17 protein-coding genes are annotated in these 15,285 nt (G+C 43.9%); 15 read left to right on the plus strand and 2 right to left on the minus strand.

All coding sequences use genetic code 11. The features are described from left to right. Window positions 1–70: 70 nt before the first annotated feature. The 11 genes from P400_RS0108085 (at window position 71) to P400_RS0108135 (ending at window position 11,381) form a co-directional block, all read left to right on the plus strand. Complete coding sequence (locus P400_RS0108085) at window positions 71–820, plus strand: DUF4912 domain-containing protein (protein WP_026825707.1); 750 nt, start codon at window positions 71–73, stop codon at window positions 818–820. A 14-nt stretch (window positions 821–834) separates the two neighbouring features. Further along, window positions 835–3,036 (plus strand): 1,4-alpha-glucan branching protein domain-containing protein, encoded by a 2,202-nt coding sequence (locus P400_RS0108090; protein ID WP_026825708.1) that lies wholly within the window; start codon window positions 835–837, stop codon window positions 3,034–3,036. Between the two features lie 84 nt (window positions 3,037–3,120). After that, entirely contained in the window at window positions 3,121–3,285 is a 165-nt protein-coding gene (gene rpmG / locus P400_RS0108095) for a 50S ribosomal protein L33 (protein WP_255313299.1), read from the plus strand. A gap of 54 nt (window positions 3,286–3,339) precedes the next feature. Continuing rightward, on the plus strand, window positions 3,340–3,894 hold the full coding sequence (locus P400_RS0108100) for a 5-formyltetrahydrofolate cyclo-ligase (RefSeq protein ID WP_026825709.1): 555 nt from the start codon (window positions 3,340–3,342) through the stop codon (window positions 3,892–3,894). Continuing rightward, window positions 3,873–4,643, plus strand: a complete 771-nt coding sequence (locus tag P400_RS0108105) for a DUF92 domain-containing protein (RefSeq protein ID WP_026825710.1) — start codon at window positions 3,873–3,875, stop codon at window positions 4,641–4,643. The genes P400_RS0108100 and P400_RS0108105 overlap by 22 nt, the downstream gene beginning before the upstream one ends. 169 nt (window positions 4,644–4,812) lie before the next feature. Further along, window positions 4,813–5,769, plus strand: coding sequence for an L-lactate dehydrogenase (locus P400_RS0108110; RefSeq protein WP_026825711.1), 957 nt, complete (start codon window positions 4,813–4,815; stop codon window positions 5,767–5,769). A gap of 134 nt (window positions 5,770–5,903) precedes the next feature. Further along, on the plus strand, window positions 5,904–6,956 hold the full coding sequence (locus tag P400_RS0108115; protein ID WP_026825712.1) for a rhomboid family intramembrane serine protease: 1,053 nt from the start codon (window positions 5,904–5,906) through the stop codon (window positions 6,954–6,956). A 12-nt stretch (window positions 6,957–6,968) separates the two neighbouring features. Further along, window positions 6,969–7,991 (plus strand): M42 family metallopeptidase, encoded by a 1,023-nt coding sequence (locus P400_RS0108120; RefSeq protein ID WP_026825713.1) that lies wholly within the window; start codon window positions 6,969–6,971, stop codon window positions 7,989–7,991. Further along, window positions 7,988–8,182 (plus strand): YqgQ family protein, encoded by a 195-nt coding sequence (locus P400_RS0108125; protein ID WP_026825714.1) that lies wholly within the window; start codon window positions 7,988–7,990, stop codon window positions 8,180–8,182. Before P400_RS0108120 ends, P400_RS0108125 begins: the two co-directional genes overlap by 4 nt. 93 nt (window positions 8,183–8,275) lie before the next feature. Continuing rightward, window positions 8,276–9,238: an ROK family glucokinase gene (locus tag P400_RS0108130; RefSeq protein ID WP_026825715.1), complete on the plus strand. Its 963-nt coding sequence runs from the start codon at window positions 8,276–8,278 to the stop codon at window positions 9,236–9,238. Between the two features lie 226 nt (window positions 9,239–9,464). Then, window positions 9,465–11,381 carry an LTA synthase family protein gene (locus P400_RS0108135; protein WP_026825716.1) on the plus strand — a complete coding sequence of 639 codons (1,917 nt, stop codon included), beginning with the start codon at window positions 9,465–9,467 and terminating at the stop codon, window positions 11,379–11,381. A gap of 181 nt (window positions 11,382–11,562) precedes the next feature. Here the strand turns inward: P400_RS0108135 and P400_RS0108140 are convergent, their stop codons facing one another. Beyond that, window positions 11,563–11,742, minus strand: coding sequence for a DUF2759 domain-containing protein (locus tag P400_RS0108140; RefSeq protein ID WP_026825717.1), 180 nt, complete (start codon window positions 11,740–11,742; stop codon window positions 11,563–11,565). Window positions 11,743–11,899: 157 nt separating this feature from the next. Here P400_RS0108140 and P400_RS0108145 point away from each other — a divergent pair, with 157 nt between their 5' ends. Next, a complete protein-coding gene (locus P400_RS0108145) occupies window positions 11,900–12,520 on the plus strand; it encodes an MBL fold metallo-hydrolase (protein WP_026825718.1) in 621 nt (206 codons plus the stop codon). A gap of 32 nt (window positions 12,521–12,552) precedes the next feature. On the opposite strand, the gene P400_RS0108150 is transcribed toward P400_RS0108145, so the two are convergent. Continuing rightward, window positions 12,553–12,816: a DUF2626 domain-containing protein gene (locus P400_RS0108150; RefSeq protein ID WP_012726597.1), complete on the minus strand. Its 264-nt coding sequence runs from the start codon at window positions 12,814–12,816 to the stop codon at window positions 12,553–12,555. A 249-nt stretch (window positions 12,817–13,065) separates the two neighbouring features. On the opposite strand from P400_RS0108150, the gene P400_RS0108155 reads away from it, so the two are divergent. The 3 genes from P400_RS0108155 to P400_RS0108165 are packed head-to-tail and all read left to right on the plus strand — an operon-like array spanning window position 13,066 to window position 15,282. Further along, complete coding sequence (locus P400_RS0108155; RefSeq protein WP_034770992.1) at window positions 13,066–13,452, plus strand: Spx/MgsR family RNA polymerase-binding regulatory protein; 387 nt, start codon at window positions 13,066–13,068, stop codon at window positions 13,450–13,452. 58 nt (window positions 13,453–13,510) lie between these two features. Continuing rightward, window positions 13,511–14,323 (plus strand): ATPase, T2SS/T4P/T4SS family, encoded by an 813-nt coding sequence (locus P400_RS0108160; protein ID WP_026825720.1) that lies wholly within the window; start codon window positions 13,511–13,513, stop codon window positions 14,321–14,323. Then, a complete protein-coding gene (locus tag P400_RS0108165; RefSeq protein WP_026825721.1) occupies window positions 14,305–15,282 on the plus strand; it encodes a type II secretion system F family protein in 978 nt (325 codons plus the stop codon). The genes P400_RS0108160 and P400_RS0108165 overlap by 19 nt, the downstream gene beginning before the upstream one ends. Window positions 15,283–15,285 lie beyond the last annotated feature (3 nt).

The following is a 15,285-nucleotide window of genomic DNA, read 5'->3' on the forward strand; positions in this document are numbered from 1 at the left end:
GGCAGGAAAAGCAATCCAAAAAGCGAATAATAGTCTACATGGATTTTTACATGAAGGGAGCCTAACAGAGATGGAAGAGAAAATCGTATCCTTGAAACAACAAGGTTTTACGTTAAAACAGATTGCGGCAGAACTAGACGTCCCCATTGGCAAAGTCCAATACGCATGGCGAAAATGGAGAAATCAGCACCAAGAATCGGAGGACGTTATCCCTGTGAAACAAAAAAGCGACAAGAAAAAAGAAAAGACGTCCGTAACGGCATCACACAAACAAGTAGCATCAGCGAAAGAATCGGTTGATGTGAAGGCTTCACCACTCCTTGAGAAAGGTCCTGAAGGATACTGGCAGTTACCAGACCGATATAATGTAGACTTTTTACATGCGGTCGTCCAGTCTCCGAACTCAGTATATGTGTGCTGGGAAGTATCTGATTTGGTGAAAAAAACGTTAGAGCTTCAGTTCATGAGACGATGGGAAGAATTGCCGAAAGCGTTCCGTATATTAGATGTGACGTTGCTTGATTACGCTAGCGGGCACACGAACCGGTCCTACACGTTTGACCTCCCTGAGATGACGAATAGTTGGTTCGTTCGTCCTCTCGATCCAAATACGACATATGTGTTCGAATTTGGAATCCGCACGATGGAAGGGGAGTTTTTACCGATTGCGGCATCGACACCGCTTGATACGCCACGGGCAGAACCAGCCGGTGTTGGACGATTCGCAGAACCAGTAAGGCGTTGGCAATACGGAGAAGTTGATTCTCCAGAGTTATTGGATACATTACCAAAATATGCGGCATACCGTTTCGTACGTTAAGGAGGACTCTATACATGAAACCAGGATACTTTTCACTCGTCCTTCATGCTCATTTACCGTACGTTAGGCATGAAGAAAAACACCGTTTAGAGGAAAGATGGGTGTACGAGGCCATATCAGAGACTTATATCCCGATCCTTTGGCAAGTCGATCGATTGAAGCGTCCGTTACATTGGACAGTTAGTATTTCACCGCCTGTGGTAGAAATGCTTGCTGACCCACTCATTCAAGACCGCTACGCCGAGCATTTGGATGAAATGCTTGATTTGATTGCTTTAGAGCTCTCAGAAGGAAGAACGGATGCAGAGACGGCAACGCTTCAGTTTTATAAACAACGTTATCAAGACTTGAAAAACACGTTCCTTCATTGGAATAAAAACTTGAATGAGGCGTTCCGTACATATCGTGAGGCGGGCTATATTGATATGGTCACGTGTACAGCGACTCATGGATTCAACCCGCATCTGTTTACGGAGCAGGCTGCCCGAGCGGAAATCCGGACTGGCCTTAATTGTTTCGAACGTCATTATGGGTTCCGCCCTACAGGTATTTGGTTGCCGGAGTGTGCCTATACACCAGGAGTAGACCGGATTCTATATGAAGAAGGGGTGCGGTACACGTTCGTCGATGAGCATGCCTTATTAGAGGCTGATCCGACTCCTGACAAAGGGATTGGCGCGCCTGTTTATTCTCCGCATGGGGTCGCATTGTTCCCACGAGATCAAATCATCTCGGGCAAAATTTGGAGTTCGATGATTGGATACCCGGGTCATCCGGACTATCGTGAATTTTATCGTGATTTGGCCTATGATCGAGATTGGGACTATATTCAATCATTCATGCACCCTGAAGGCATTCGGTTTGATACGGGATTAAAAATGCATCGAATCACGGGCGACACGGATCAAAAAGATTTTTATGTCCGCGACTGGGCGGAACATCAAATTGAGAATCATGCGATGGATTTTGCGAAAACACTCGAATCACATCTTGAAGCCCATGGTGCTCAAACGTTCCCGCCATTTTTAGTGACAGCACCGTTCGATGCGGAGTTGTTCGGTCATTGGTGGTTCGAAGGACCGGAATTTCTAGGGAAAGTGGCAGAGCGCCTTGTGGAATTTGGGATTGAGACCATCACTCCGGCGATGTTCCTCGAACGTCACTTCAAAGATTTACAGACGGTTCACGTCTCGATGAATACGTGGGGGCGCAAAGGATACGGTGAAGTGTGGATCAATGAACGAAATGAATGGATGCTTCGCCACCTTCATATGATGGAGATGCAACTCGTAAAAGATGTGGCTGATTATCGCGGAAAATCTGATTTAACAAATCGTGCATTGAAACAATTGATTCGCCATTATGTGTTGGCTGTGTCGAGTGACTGGGCATTTATTTTAGATGGACAAACGACGGCACAGTACGCTGCTGAACGCTTCCGAGAACATACACGATTGTTTGCCGAACTTGAAACGGCGCTCTATCAGGATGAGCTCTCGGATCAATTGCTAAATGAACACTTCGCGGCCTACCCGTTCCTTCAAGACGATGATATCGACATCGACTCATTCTTGTCACCCCATGATTATTACGTGACGACAGAGCGTGAACAAGAGAAGCCGGCAATCCTGCTGCTTACTCCCGAATATCACGGTCATATCGTCGGAGGACTTGGAAAGCGGGTCGTTGATGAGGTCGAAGCGAGAGCGAACGAAGGTGAAATCGTCTACGTGTTGACACCATACCACGATGAGTTACCAGCGTATGAGCGGCATGGGAACATACATGTGTATCGAGTGAGCCCGACTAGTACATTTTTAGAACATGTCATGAATCAGGTGGCCACGCAAAATATTGCGTATGTCAAACTAGTTCATGAATTGGCGAAACGGATCTCTTTCAAAGTGGTTCATCACTTTGATTGGATGACGATTCCTGCGGCAAGAGAACTTGCGCAATCCCTTTCGCTTCCGTTATACTCAACTATGTTGTCCTTCGAAGCGACACGCAATCCACACGGGCATGGTGGTTTATTCGATGCGATTCATCGCATTGAGAACAGTGTGTTCCCTGAAGCGGAGTGCGTTTATGTCGGTGAAGAGATTTCAATCCATGACTTGAAGCAATGGTACAAGGTGAGTGAGAATGTCAATACTTGCCTGCCTCTTGAATCTTCTCCGTATGGACAGAAACCAATGAAAAAGAACGTGAAATAACCTTGCTTTTTCAAAAGAAACTTGGTAGGATAATTGAGTATGCTTAGACTGTAAAGCAAAAGCACTTGATACAACATCATTGAGATGGGAGTGAAAGAAATGCGCGTTAAAATTACATTAGCTTGCACAGAAACAGGCGATCGCACGTACATCACGAAGAAAAACAAACGTAACAACCCTGAGCGCCTCGAGTTGCGCAAATACAACCCACGTCTCCGTCGTCACACGCTTTACCGCGAAGTGAAATAATGAGAGACCGGCCGTCACATATGTGGCGGCTTTTTTTATAAGGAGGGACGAGTTGTGGAAGAAAAAGCAACATTAAGACGCATCGTGCATCAATCCATCAAGCAAATGACGAATCGGCAACTCGTCGATCGAGCGATACACCAACGACTGTTTTCATCCTATATATGGAAAGAAAGTCAGACAATCGCAGTGACATCTTCACTTCCGCTTGAAATTGATACTTCTCCAATCATTCACGAGGCATTTGAAGCAGGAAAAACGGTTTGTGTCCCGAAAGTAACGAGGCAAGGACTTACATTTCACATCATTCATTCGGTCGATGATCTCGAGGCGGGAGTCATGAATATTTTAGAGCCGACGACTCTACCGACGACGAGGCCAATCGACCTCTGTGTTGTGCCAGGAAGGGTATTTGATCGGGCGGGATATCGAATTGGCTGGGGTGGAGGATATTATGACCGTTTTCTAAAAACATATAAAGGAACAACAATTGCTTTGGCTTACACGAATCAGCTTGTAAGTCATGTGCCGACTGAACCACATGATCTGCCTGTTGAATGGATCGTGACAGAAAAGGAGATGATCCAATGTTCGCCATATTTGTTGTAACTTGTATCGTCGCCTATCTCGGTTATCGGTTGCAGTCATTAACGTTTTTAGGAGCCATCTTGACAGTGCTGACAGGGACGTTGATTGGACTATCGTTTGGGTGGTTTGGGCTATATTTGCTAGGTGTGTTTTTCTCGACCTCGTCGCTCGCCTCGAAATATCGTTCACGCGATAAAGAAGGAGTGGATGATATCGTCGAAAAAACAGGCGCTCGCGACGCCATACAGGTATTGGCCAACGGTGGAGTCGGTATTCTTTGTGCACTCGGGTATCTGCTCACAGAAAATTTTGTCTACGTTTATATGTACATTGTGTCTATTGCCGCGGCGACAAGCGATACGTGGGGGTCGGAGTTTGGTGTGCTCTCAAAAAATAAGCCGCGATTCATGTTCACGTTTAAGCGAGTCGAACCGGGGACAAGCGGTGCAGTTTCCACATTCGGCACATTCATGTCGATTATAGGGGCTTTCGTAATCGTGATCTCTTCTATCTTATTTGTCCAAATGGATGTGGCACTGCTCCTCATGTTATGGGGGATCGGGCTAAGCGGTAGCGTCATCGACACGTTACTTGGAGCGACTCTGCAACGCAAGTTTCGTTGTACTGTCTGTGGCAAATTGACTGAAAAAAAAGTTCATCACCAGGTCTCGACGACATACGTGTCTGGATGGCGCCTGCTCGGTAACGATGCGGTCAATTTCATCTCTATATTCGGAGCGACTTTGATTTGTTTTTTTGTGCTCGGATGAGGGTAGTACAGGAAATGAAGATGTTCCATTCGAATGTGAATATTGTCACAATATCGCCAAAGTGAAAACGGTTTCTATTGTAGTTAGGGTTTGTGAATGATGTTACAATCATGTTGTAACAGAGATAACAAAAACATGAAACAGATTGTTCGAAGGGTGGAGAATCAATATGGAAACATTAAATCATGCTAAAGTAACACGTGTCGCACTCGTGGGTGCAGGTGCGGTAGGTGCGAGCTTCGCTTATCAATTAACAACAGCAAGTCTATGTGAAGAACTCGTCATTATTGATATCAATAAAGCAAAAGCAGAAGGGGAAGCGATGGACTTGAACCATGGCGTCTCATTTGCTTCATCACCAATGCGTGTCTGGGCAGGGGATTACACGGATTGTGGAGTAGCTGATATTGTCGTCATCACTGCCGGTGCGCCACAACGTCCAGGCGAAACACGTCTTGACCTCGTCGAAAAAAATGCGAAGATTATGAAATCTATGATTTCAGAGATTATGGACTCTGGTTTTGATGGAATCATTATTATTGCCTCAAACCCGGTTGACATCATGACACATCTCGCATGGAAATATTCGGGTCTTCCGAAACATCGAGTCTTTGGTTCAGGTACAGTACTAGATACATCTCGCTTACGTTATATGCTTGGTGACTACTTTAATGTCGATCCGCGCAACTGCCACGCATACATCATGGGCGAACATGGAGATACAGAATTCGCTGCTTGGAGCAACGCCCGCATTTACGGAAAATCGGTCGAGCAATTGCTTGAAGAGCATGACGAATATAACTGGCAAGATCTCGAAGATATTTATGTGAACGTTCGTGACGCGGCATATCATATCATTGAGCGTAAAGGTGCGACATACTACGCGATTGGTCTCGGATTACTTCGTTTGGTCAAAGCCGTCCTTCGTAACGAAAACACATTGTTGACAGTCGGTGCTCATCTCGACGGGGAATATGGCCTACATGATATCCATATCGGTGTACCAGCCATCATCAATCGTCAAGGAGTGCGGGAAGTCGTTGAGATCGAATTGTCAGAAGAAGAGCATCAAAAAATGCAACACTCTGCGAACGTGCTCATGAAAACAATGGAACCTGTCTTGTAACCTCTATATAGTGATGACCCGTAACCATCTGGTTACGGGTATTTGTGCATCCAGAACAAGTCCCGATTTTGTCGTGAGGTGCTCAGTGATTTACAATAGAATGGAGAGAATACTTGAGAGAGGAGGGAGTTCCATTGGCTACGACTTGTTTTTGGGAAGATATCTATCGGGCGGTTGAAAGCGGCGGGCGAATTGAAGGGATATTAGAGCCTTCACGCGCGGTCATTTTGTTCGACACGAAAGCGGGAGATAGCTATGATCTGTACATTCAGTCCGAAAAAGCATGGGCAAATCATGTCGGGACCGATATTCATGCTATCCTAAACGCATTTCGCCTATCTCGGATCGGACGGAAGCGATTGACGATTCATTTGTATGGCGAACGTCTCGTAGATGAGGAGAGGATTGATTCACTAACATTTCCAATCCCGGCAAAAGTAACAATATCTCGATCTATCTGCACGTCCACTATGGAAGAAGAACGGTTTCGAATGCTTGCTGTCTCCCTTGACCGCGAAAAAAAGTCTGAGTTAAAAAAGCGGTTCTCATTTGGTAAACCGCAAGTAGTATACGGTCTAATGTTTATCACATTTTTAGTCATGTGGTTAGCTGAATCTGTCGGCTCAACTCTTGACCCGAATACGTTGATCGCATTCGGTGCAAAAGTGAATCCACTCATTGAGCAGGGAGAATGGTGGCGCTTGATCACACCGATGTTTCTGCATATCGGATGGTTCCACTTTTCGATCAATATGTTTGCCCTTTGGTCACTCGGTCCACTCGTCGAACGAATGTATGGTTCGATTCGGTTCCTGATTATCTATGTGATTGGTGGGGTTTTGGCGACGACAGCATCATATGCATTCAGTGAATCAATTTCTGCGGGTGCCTCGGGTGCGTTATTTGGGCTTGTCGGTGCTTTACTTTATTTTGGACTACGAGATCGTTCTCTCTTTATGAAGACGCTCGGACCTCCGCTCTTTATTATGTTAGGATTAAATGTGGGACTAGCGTTTGTTTTAGGGGCAAGTTTGGATCATTTTGCGCACGCTGGTGGACTAGTTGGTGGATTTGTCGTCTCTGGAGTCGTAGGATTACCAGATGAAGATAATCGCGCACAACGAATTATATTTTCCGTGCTCACGATCATTTTATTTGGTCTACTATACGGGTACGGATCTTGGTGAGGAGAGATTTCAATGATTGATACACTAAAAACATTAGTAAACATTCCGAGTCCGTCTGGGATGACGGAAGAGGCCATTCGATTCGCAGAGCGAGAATTACAAGCACTCAATGTCAGCACGTCTCGGCTACATAAAGGGGCATTACTTGCAACATTTCCTGGGCGTTCAAAAGAGGCGCGGCTCTTGACGGCGCACGTTGATACGTTAGGTGCGATGGTTAAAGATATCTTGCCGAGTGGACGCTTGCGTTTGACGCAAGTTGGAGGATACGCTTGGACAGCGATTGAAGGTGAGAATTGTCTCATTCATCGAGAAGAAGGCGATGCGATTGAGGGAACGATCCTCATCCATCAGTCGAGTGTACATGTTTATAAGGACACGAACTCAGCTGAACGTTCTGCTTCGAATATTGAAGTTCGATTGGATGAAAAGGTGCATTCGCGGGAAGACGTGACAGCACTCGGAGTCGAAGTGGGTGACTTTGTCTCGTTTGACCCCCGCTTCAAGGTGACGTCTTCAGGATACGTGAAATCACGCCATTTGGATGATAAAGCATCTGTCGCCATTTTATTGGATCTCGCAAAAGACCTGGTCCGTTATGACTTACCGCACACCGTACACTTCTTGATTTCCAATTATGAAGAAGTCGGGTTTGGAGGCAACGCGGGCATCCCGAAAGACGTCGTAGAATACATTGCCGTTGATATGGGTGCGCTTGGGGATGGACAACATTCAGATGAGTATACTGTCTCGATTTGTGCCAAAGACTCTTCGGGACCATACGATATCGAACTTCGAAGAACATTTACGTCTCTCTGTAAAAAACATGAAATCGCTTATAAAGTAGATATTTATCCGTACTACGGCTCAGATGCGTCCGCTGCTATTCGTGCAGGCTATGATGTGAAACATGCATTGATTGGCCCGGGGATCGAATCAAGTCATAGTTATGAACGGACACACACGTCATCAATGGAAGCGACACGTGATTTGTTGTATCGTTATGTATTGACAACGATGGAGGAAGAAGCATGAAAAATTTTTATGATGTCCAACAGTTTTTAAAATCGTTCGGGACCATTATTTATATTGGGGAGCGGGATGCTGAAATCTCACTCATGATGATGGAACTAGACGAAATGTATGAAGGGGGCATCATCGAACAACGCGTTTATGATACGGCCAAAATCATTTTGACTCACGAATTGAAAAATTCAATAGATTGACAGAAATCCCCTTAGTGCAAAGGGTTGCACTAAGGGGATAATAGTGTACACTAGTCAATGAAAGCGATTTAGTTGAGATGAGGAGTGAACGGTATGAAATGGTTATTAGGTATCGACATCGGTGGTACAACGGTGAAGATGGCTGTTTTAGACATGAACGGCATCATTTCTGATAAGTGGGAAGTCAAAACGGATATTCGGGAGAATGGTGTACATATTCCAAAGGACATCGCAACGTCTTTTGAAACATATCTTGAGACATCCGGGAAGAAAAAAGAGGATTTCGCGGGTGCGGGGATTGGAGCGCCTGGATTCATTAACTTCTCGGAAGGAGTTGTCGAATACTCGCCGAACATCGGGTGGAAAGATTTCGCCCTTGTCAGTGAGTTCGAACAAGCGGTTGGACTTCCGGCTGTTCTCGAAAACGATGCAAACGCAGCAGCCCTCGGTGAAATGTGGAAAGGTGCCGGTGAAGGTGCATCTGAACTATTGGCAATCACGCTCGGAACGGGTGTCGGTGGTGGCGTAATCACAAATGGAAATATTGTTCACGGAACAGCGGGCATGGCTGGAGAAATCGGACATATTACAGTGGAGCGAGATGAAAATAAGGCTGTTAAGTGTGGTTGTGGTCGTCTTGGATGTATTGAAACGATTGCCTCTGCGACCGGTATTTCACGTTTAGCCCTACAGAAGCGAAAAAATCAAGACACCACGTTGAATGAATTGAAAGACGTAACAGCGCGTGACGTGTTTGAGGCATATAAAGCCGGTGACTCGATTGCGACAGAAGTAATCGATGAGATGACCGAATATCTCGGATTGACCATCTCAAATATCGCAAACACACTCAACCCGAAAATGATTGTCATCGGTGGTGGCGTTTCTAAAGCGGGTCACGCGTTACTCGAACCACTTGATGCTCAATTCAAACGTTTCGCGCTCGAACGCGTATACGAGTCGACGTCGTTTAAAATTGCAGAACTTGAAAATGATGCCGGTGTGATCGGATGTGCTTGGCTAGCACGGAAACACTTCCTTCCAACACGCGTATAACACGAGCACGTCTGCACTTTGCAGGCGTGTTTTATTATGGAAAAGGGTATGGTAAATTGTAAAATTTGTAACGCCACAGTTGATTTTTTATTAAAAAAGGAGTAAGATTTGAACTTGATACTGGATCTGTACTATTCAATCCGAATTGTACAATATGTAAACAAATATAAAAAATAATGGCTAAATAAACCCATGCCGAAAACTGAAAAGAGGAGGAGACCGTCAGATGAATTCATCTCAACGCTTCTCGAAGCTATCAACGAGACTGAACGACACGGTCCGCGCTTCGTTTCAAGAATATCGTCTATTTTGGATTTTTACGTTATTGCTTTGGACGAAGACGTATATCGTCTATCAATTTTTCTTCAACATTCCGATCGAAAACACTGCACAAGCTTTTATCTTACTGATTAGCCCAATCAGTTCGACACTATTCTTGTTTGCCTTCCACTTCTTTTTTAAAGGGAACAAACAAAAATGGGTGCTTTACACGCTTTACGCAATTGCATCGTTTATCTTGTTTGCAGATGCCGTGTATTATCGGGAATTCACGGACTACTTGACGATGCCTGTCATTATGCAACCGTCGAACATGGAAACGTTATCGACTTCGTTCACTTCACTTCTTGAATGGAAAGATTTAATCGTTCTTGGTGATGTGTTCGTCTTACCATTCATCTTATGGCGGATGAACATGAAAGAGAACGCTGCCTCACACCGACGTGCGCTCGTCACATTCGTTGTAGCTGTGTCAGTATTCTTGTTCAACCTTTCGCTCGCAGAAACAGAACGTCCTGAATTGTTGACTCGTTCATTTGACCGTGAACTACTCGTGAAAAACATCGGTACTTTCAACTTCCATGTATACGATGCGATGCTCCAAACGAAAACATCGGCTCAAAAAGCGATGGCTGATGAATCAGAGCTTGCGACGATTGAACAGTTCACACGTCAAAATTATGCTGCACCGAATCCAGATTTGTTCGGTAAGTATAAAGGGAAGAATGTCATTGTCGTTTCGTTCGAATCGGCACAGAACTTCACACATAACATGAAGGCGCCAAACGGAGAGTATATCACCCCAAACTTAAACAAACTGATTGAGGAGTCTCACTACTGGCCGAACTATTACCACACAGTTGGTCAAGGGAAGACTTCGGACGCTGAGTTTGCACTCGATAACTCGCTATACGGTCTTCCACGTGGTGCCGTATACTTTACAAATGCCGATAATGAATACCAAGCACTTTCTGAGATGATCAAAGAAGATAATTATTATTCAGCTGTGTTCCACGCGAACAATAAATCGTTCTGGAACCGTGATCAAATGTATAAAAACGTCGGGGTCGATCAGTTCTTTGATGAGAAGAGTTATGACCTTGGGAATCCAGAAAATATGACAGAATGGGGTCTTTTGGATGATAGTTTCTTCGAGCAATCTATTCCAATGCTCCAAGAACTACCAGAGCCGTATTATGCGAAGTTCATTACATTAACGAACCACTTCCCATATACGATGCCAAGTGAAGACTATGAGCTTGTTCCAAAGTTTGAAACAAGTTCGACAACATTGAATAATTTCCCGCAAGCACTTGCGTACCAAGATTATGCACTCGGTCTCTTTATTGAACAATTAAAAGAGAACGATATGTGGGATGACACGATTTTTGTCGTCTATGGTGATCATTATGGAATCTCAACAAACCACAATAGTGCAATGGCAGAGTTGCTTGGAAAAGAAGAATTAACACCTTTCGATGTTGCGAAATTACAACAAGTACCATTCGCTATTCATTTACCGGATCAGAAGAATGGTGAAGTGCATGAAACAATCGGAAGTCATGTTGACATGAAACCGACAATCTTGCATTTACTTGGAATCGATACGTCGGACACAATCGGTTTCGGGAATGATTTATTCTCAGAAAACCGAAACAGTCGTGCAATCTTCCGTGATGGTACGGTCGTGACGGATGAATATGTCTGGACACAATCGACATGTTATAATGCTACATCTGGTGAAGTTGTAGAAGACACGTCACTATGTGGTCCGATCACAGAGGAAGCGGAAAAGATATTACAGATGAACGATGATTTAATCTATTCTGACTTACTCCGTTTTAAAGAGCAGACGAAAGAATAAGCGATTAGTTGATGAAGAACCGAATCACTTTATGTGATTTGGTTCTTTTTTTGTAGAGGACAGTGTTTCTATCCTTTTCTTAAAAATGAATCAGGTGAGTCAATCGAAAACTGTACATCAGGTTGATTTTTGACACAAAAAAAGCGACCGAAGTCGCTTGCTGATTTCTTGCTGCAAATCATTAACCTGGAATTCCGCCGTAAATCAATGTGGCGATCCCAAAGAATCCGAATACGAGTACAGTTAAAGCTGCAAATACGAGCGGAAAGAATTGGCGTTTTTGGAATGAACGAAGCATTCCCCATACAGCCACAATGGCGACGATGACGGAAATCCATCCGAACGGTTCATACAAATGCATGACGAGTTCCCCCTTTAATTATACGTCATGAAATTCATAAAAATTTCACTGAAATATCATTATTATTTTATCCGATTATTGGGGCGCTGTCGAGCAAAGGTTGACATCGATACAATTTTGCCACAATATTGTTTTGAACAAGAAGGGGATGAATCAAATGCAAATTAAGAAGATTACGTCTGGCTTAGCACAAGAGAATGGATATGTTCTTGAAAAAGACGGAACTGTCATTGTAATCGATCCAGGAACAGATGATCCAAGGTATTTTGAAGTGATCGAACATTTCGGTAAACCTTCTGCGATTTTATTAACTCATGCGCATTTTGATCATATCGGTGGAATTGATGCACTTCGTGAGCGCTATCAAATACCCGTATACGTGCACCGTTTTGAAACAAGTTGGTTGACGGATGGAGAAAAGAATGGGGCGGCCGCATTCAATCTACCAGTTCCGGCAATGAAACCGGCAGAAAAGACATACGAAGGCGATATGCTGGTCGTTGGGAGCATCGCATTCCGGCTCTATCATACGCCGGGTCACTCCCCGGGAAGTGTTGTCTTGTACATGAAGGATGAAGAAGTTGCATTTTGTGGTGATTTGATATTTAAACAGTCTGTTGGACGAACCGACTTGTTCGGGGGGGATCAAAAGGCGTTAATGGGATCAATCGATCGGATGAAGCAATTGCTCCCTGATTCGACAGTTCTCTACTCTGGACATGGTCCTCGGACAACGTTAGAAGATGAGAAGCGGACAAACCCGTTCTTCAAACAGTAAAAAAAGATTGTCTCCGGTGAGACAATCTTTTTTTACATTTGGAAGTTGCTCCAATACGTAAAGACAACGAAGAAAATTGTCAAATACGCCCCAAAGACATATACATACGTTTTTTCAGTTAACTTTAAGTAACCTAGAGCGACAAAGAAAATCGTTTGTGCTAAGAAGACAAGTCCCATAACGATAAAGTCACCAGTATGTTCACTACTACTTTGGTCGCCGCCAAGTGCGCCTACGAAAGCAAGTGCCGCCACTAGCCCAGTCCAAAAGCCTAGGACACGAAACATTCTTGCCATGTTAATCCCCCCATGCGTGCATTATTCCATTCTCATTCACTATTTTACCAACACATTCGAAAAAATGCTATGGAAACGTGAGAATTGCGCAAAATAATCGTGAAAAATATGTGAAATCATTCTGATAAAAAAAGTTGTACAAATTTTTAATAAAGTTGTACAAAACATATACAAAGTGGGTATATAAGTGTATAATCAACTTATACAAACTGAACGAAGTAAAAAGTTGAATGAGGGAGGATTATAAAAATGTCATCAGAACTAATGTTTTATACGTATCCAAGCTGTACTTCTTGTAGAAAAACGAAAGCGTTTTTACAGGATCAAGAGCTTCAAGTGAGTGAACGTCATATTTTCAGAGATGCACCGACTGTTGATGAGTTGTTACAATTACTTGCAATTAGTGAAGAAGGTGTTGATTCCCTCTTAGCGACGAGAAGTCAAGCCTTCAAGCAACTCGACGTTGATGTAGAAGATTTGAAGTTAAGCGAACTACTCAAATTGATGAGCGAAAATCCGAAATTGTTGAAACGTCCGATTCTAACGGATGGAAAAGAAGTGATTGTCGGATATGACAAGGTTTCAATCGAAACATATGCGCGTCGCCATAATACGGTTTCGGTTCAAGTTTCTTAAGACAAGCCCACTTTCGACATAGTGGGTTTTTTTTTATGCTTGAACCGAGGTGAACGAGATGAAAGAATTCATTGAAGAACTGATGGTCGCAGCCCGGCAAGCCGGTGCGACCGATCTTCATTTTTTACCGGATGCTCATCGGGTGAAGGTTCAAGTCCGATCGGCCATGAGATTAGTCGAATTTCAGTCAATGGACTTAGGTCAATACAATCGACTCACGTGGCATATGCGCTATTGGTGTTCATTACCTGAAACGAATCAACGGCTTCCTCAGTCAGGCGTATACGAATTAAATCAAGAAGTAATTCGTGTGACTTTTCTTCCTTCATTTGAGCAAACGTTGATGTCATGGAGGATTCCACATCAGACGTTCAATCTCCCTCAATTATTGCAATCACAAGATGTGGAACGTTTACAAAAAATGACTGCTTCACGAGAACGAAACGGACTTTTATTTATTGGTGGCTCTACAGGAGCGGGTAAGACGACAGTGATGTATGCATTGTTAAATTATTTAAAACAAGAACGGATTGTTACCATTGAAAACCCTCCTGAACAAATGGTCGACGGGGTGATTCAATTGGAAGTGAATACTAAAGCAGGACTAAGCCATCGACAATTATTGAAAGAAACATTGAGGGCGGATCCGGACATTATCGTGATTGGGGAAGTGCGAACCGTTGAAGAGTTGACTGTCGCATACGATGCGGCACTAAGTGGACATTTGACGATCACCACCTTTCATACAGCATCCATTCAAGATGGAGAGAGAAGAATTGAGCAATTACTTGGGAAGACTTCCATCCAGAGACATTGGTGTGTGCTGACCCGGAATCAGGGGGTGACTTGTGAATGGGCAACTCATCAATGAATCCTCCGATTCAATTGATTCACCGCTTTCTGCGATTGCAATCCCGAGGTGTGTCACTGAAAGTGACGATGGAAACACTCGAATACCATGAAAAAGGAGCGAAAAAAGACAAGGTTCGGGATATGAGGGCGTTACTTGAAACAGGTACGAATTTGGCTGAAGTGTTCTCGGTAATCATCACTAATCCGCAAATGCGAGAGATTTTGAACACGGCAGAGCGAAGTGGTCGGTTTATTGATGGGTTACATCAAGTCGTCTTAGTGTTGGAGATGCGTCAACGACTGAAAGAAGAATTAAAAAGATTGATTCGCTATCCATTGATCATTTTTTTTATTCTCCTTTCTCTAGGGATGATTTACGCGCTATATATTTTTCCGAAACTGATGGGAATGGTCGATGTCTCGTTGCAAAATGGTGTAGCTTCGATTCTATTGTCACGGTGGTTCTTCCCAACACTATTTTGTGTAGTTTTAACGTCTGGGGCACTAATGTTCGGAATGTATCGACGAGGGATTGAGCTTCCCTTTTACACATGGAACCATGGAAAGACGCTGTATTTGACGTATGTATTTGTTAGTGAGTTATCACTACTCCAAAATACTGAAACGAACATCAGGCAGATCATCAGTCGTCTAGCAGATGAAGATGGGGAGATGGCTAAGATGGCTAAACGAATCCATTGTCGCATGTCAGATGGAGAAGGTCTTGAAGCCGCCGTGAAATGTGAGCCGTTTATTGATTATGAGGTCGTCGGTCTGTTAGGGGTAGGAGCGATGAGTGGTGAACTTGGTGAACTCATGTCGCTTCACCGAGAACTTGTATTCGAAGAAATGGAACTGTACAGTCGTAGTTTGATTGAAAAAGTGGAGCCGATATTGTATGGCGTAATTAGTATGATGATTGCAGTTTTATTTTATACATTGTATTTACCGGTCAAGCTCATCATGGCTCAATTATGAAGG

It is taken from the genome of Exiguobacterium marinum DSM 16307 (genome assembly GCF_000620845.1).
Lineage (GTDB): Bacteria > Bacillota > Bacilli > Exiguobacteriales > Exiguobacteriaceae > Exiguobacterium > Exiguobacterium marinum.

Excerpts from the sequence above, each read along its gene's own strand:
- P400_RS0108125 (WP_026825714.1), top strand. The coding sequence starts at position 7,988 with ATGAAAAATTTTTATGATGTCCAACAGTTTTTAAAATCGTTCGGGACC.
- P400_RS0108145 (WP_026825718.1), top strand. The coding sequence starts at position 11,900 with ATGCAAATTAAGAAGATTACGTCTGGCTTAGCACAAGAGAATGGATAT.
- P400_RS0108150 (WP_012726597.1), bottom strand. The coding sequence starts at position 12,816 with ATGGCAAGAATGTTTCGTGTCCTAGGCTTTTGGACTGGGCTAGTGGCG.
- P400_RS0108140 (WP_026825717.1), bottom strand. The coding sequence starts at position 11,742 with ATGCATTTGTATGAACCGTTCGGATGGATTTCCGTCATCGTCGCCATT.
- P400_RS0108135 (WP_026825716.1), top strand. The coding sequence starts at position 9,465 with ATGAATTCATCTCAACGCTTCTCGAAGCTATCAACGAGACTGAACGAC.
- P400_RS0108085 (WP_026825707.1), top strand. The coding sequence starts at position 71 with ATGGAAGAGAAAATCGTATCCTTGAAACAACAAGGTTTTACGTTAAAA.
- P400_RS0108120 (WP_026825713.1), top strand. The coding sequence starts at position 6,969 with ATGATTGATACACTAAAAACATTAGTAAACATTCCGAGTCCGTCTGGG.
- P400_RS0108130 (WP_026825715.1), top strand. The coding sequence starts at position 8,276 with ATGAAATGGTTATTAGGTATCGACATCGGTGGTACAACGGTGAAGATG.
- rpmG (WP_255313299.1), top strand. The coding sequence starts at position 3,121 with ATGGGAGTGAAAGAAATGCGCGTTAAAATTACATTAGCTTGCACAGAA.
- P400_RS0108155 (WP_034770992.1), top strand. The coding sequence starts at position 13,066 with ATGTCATCAGAACTAATGTTTTATACGTATCCAAGCTGTACTTCTTGT.
- P400_RS0108105 (WP_026825710.1), top strand. The coding sequence starts at position 3,873 with ATGTTCGCCATATTTGTTGTAACTTGTATCGTCGCCTATCTCGGTTAT.
- P400_RS0108090 (WP_026825708.1), top strand. The coding sequence starts at position 835 with ATGAAACCAGGATACTTTTCACTCGTCCTTCATGCTCATTTACCGTAC.
- P400_RS0108160 (WP_026825720.1), top strand. The coding sequence starts at position 13,511 with ATGAAAGAATTCATTGAAGAACTGATGGTCGCAGCCCGGCAAGCCGGT.
- P400_RS0108165 (WP_026825721.1), top strand. The coding sequence starts at position 14,305 with ATGGGCAACTCATCAATGAATCCTCCGATTCAATTGATTCACCGCTTT.
- P400_RS0108110 (WP_026825711.1), top strand. The coding sequence starts at position 4,813 with ATGGAAACATTAAATCATGCTAAAGTAACACGTGTCGCACTCGTGGGT.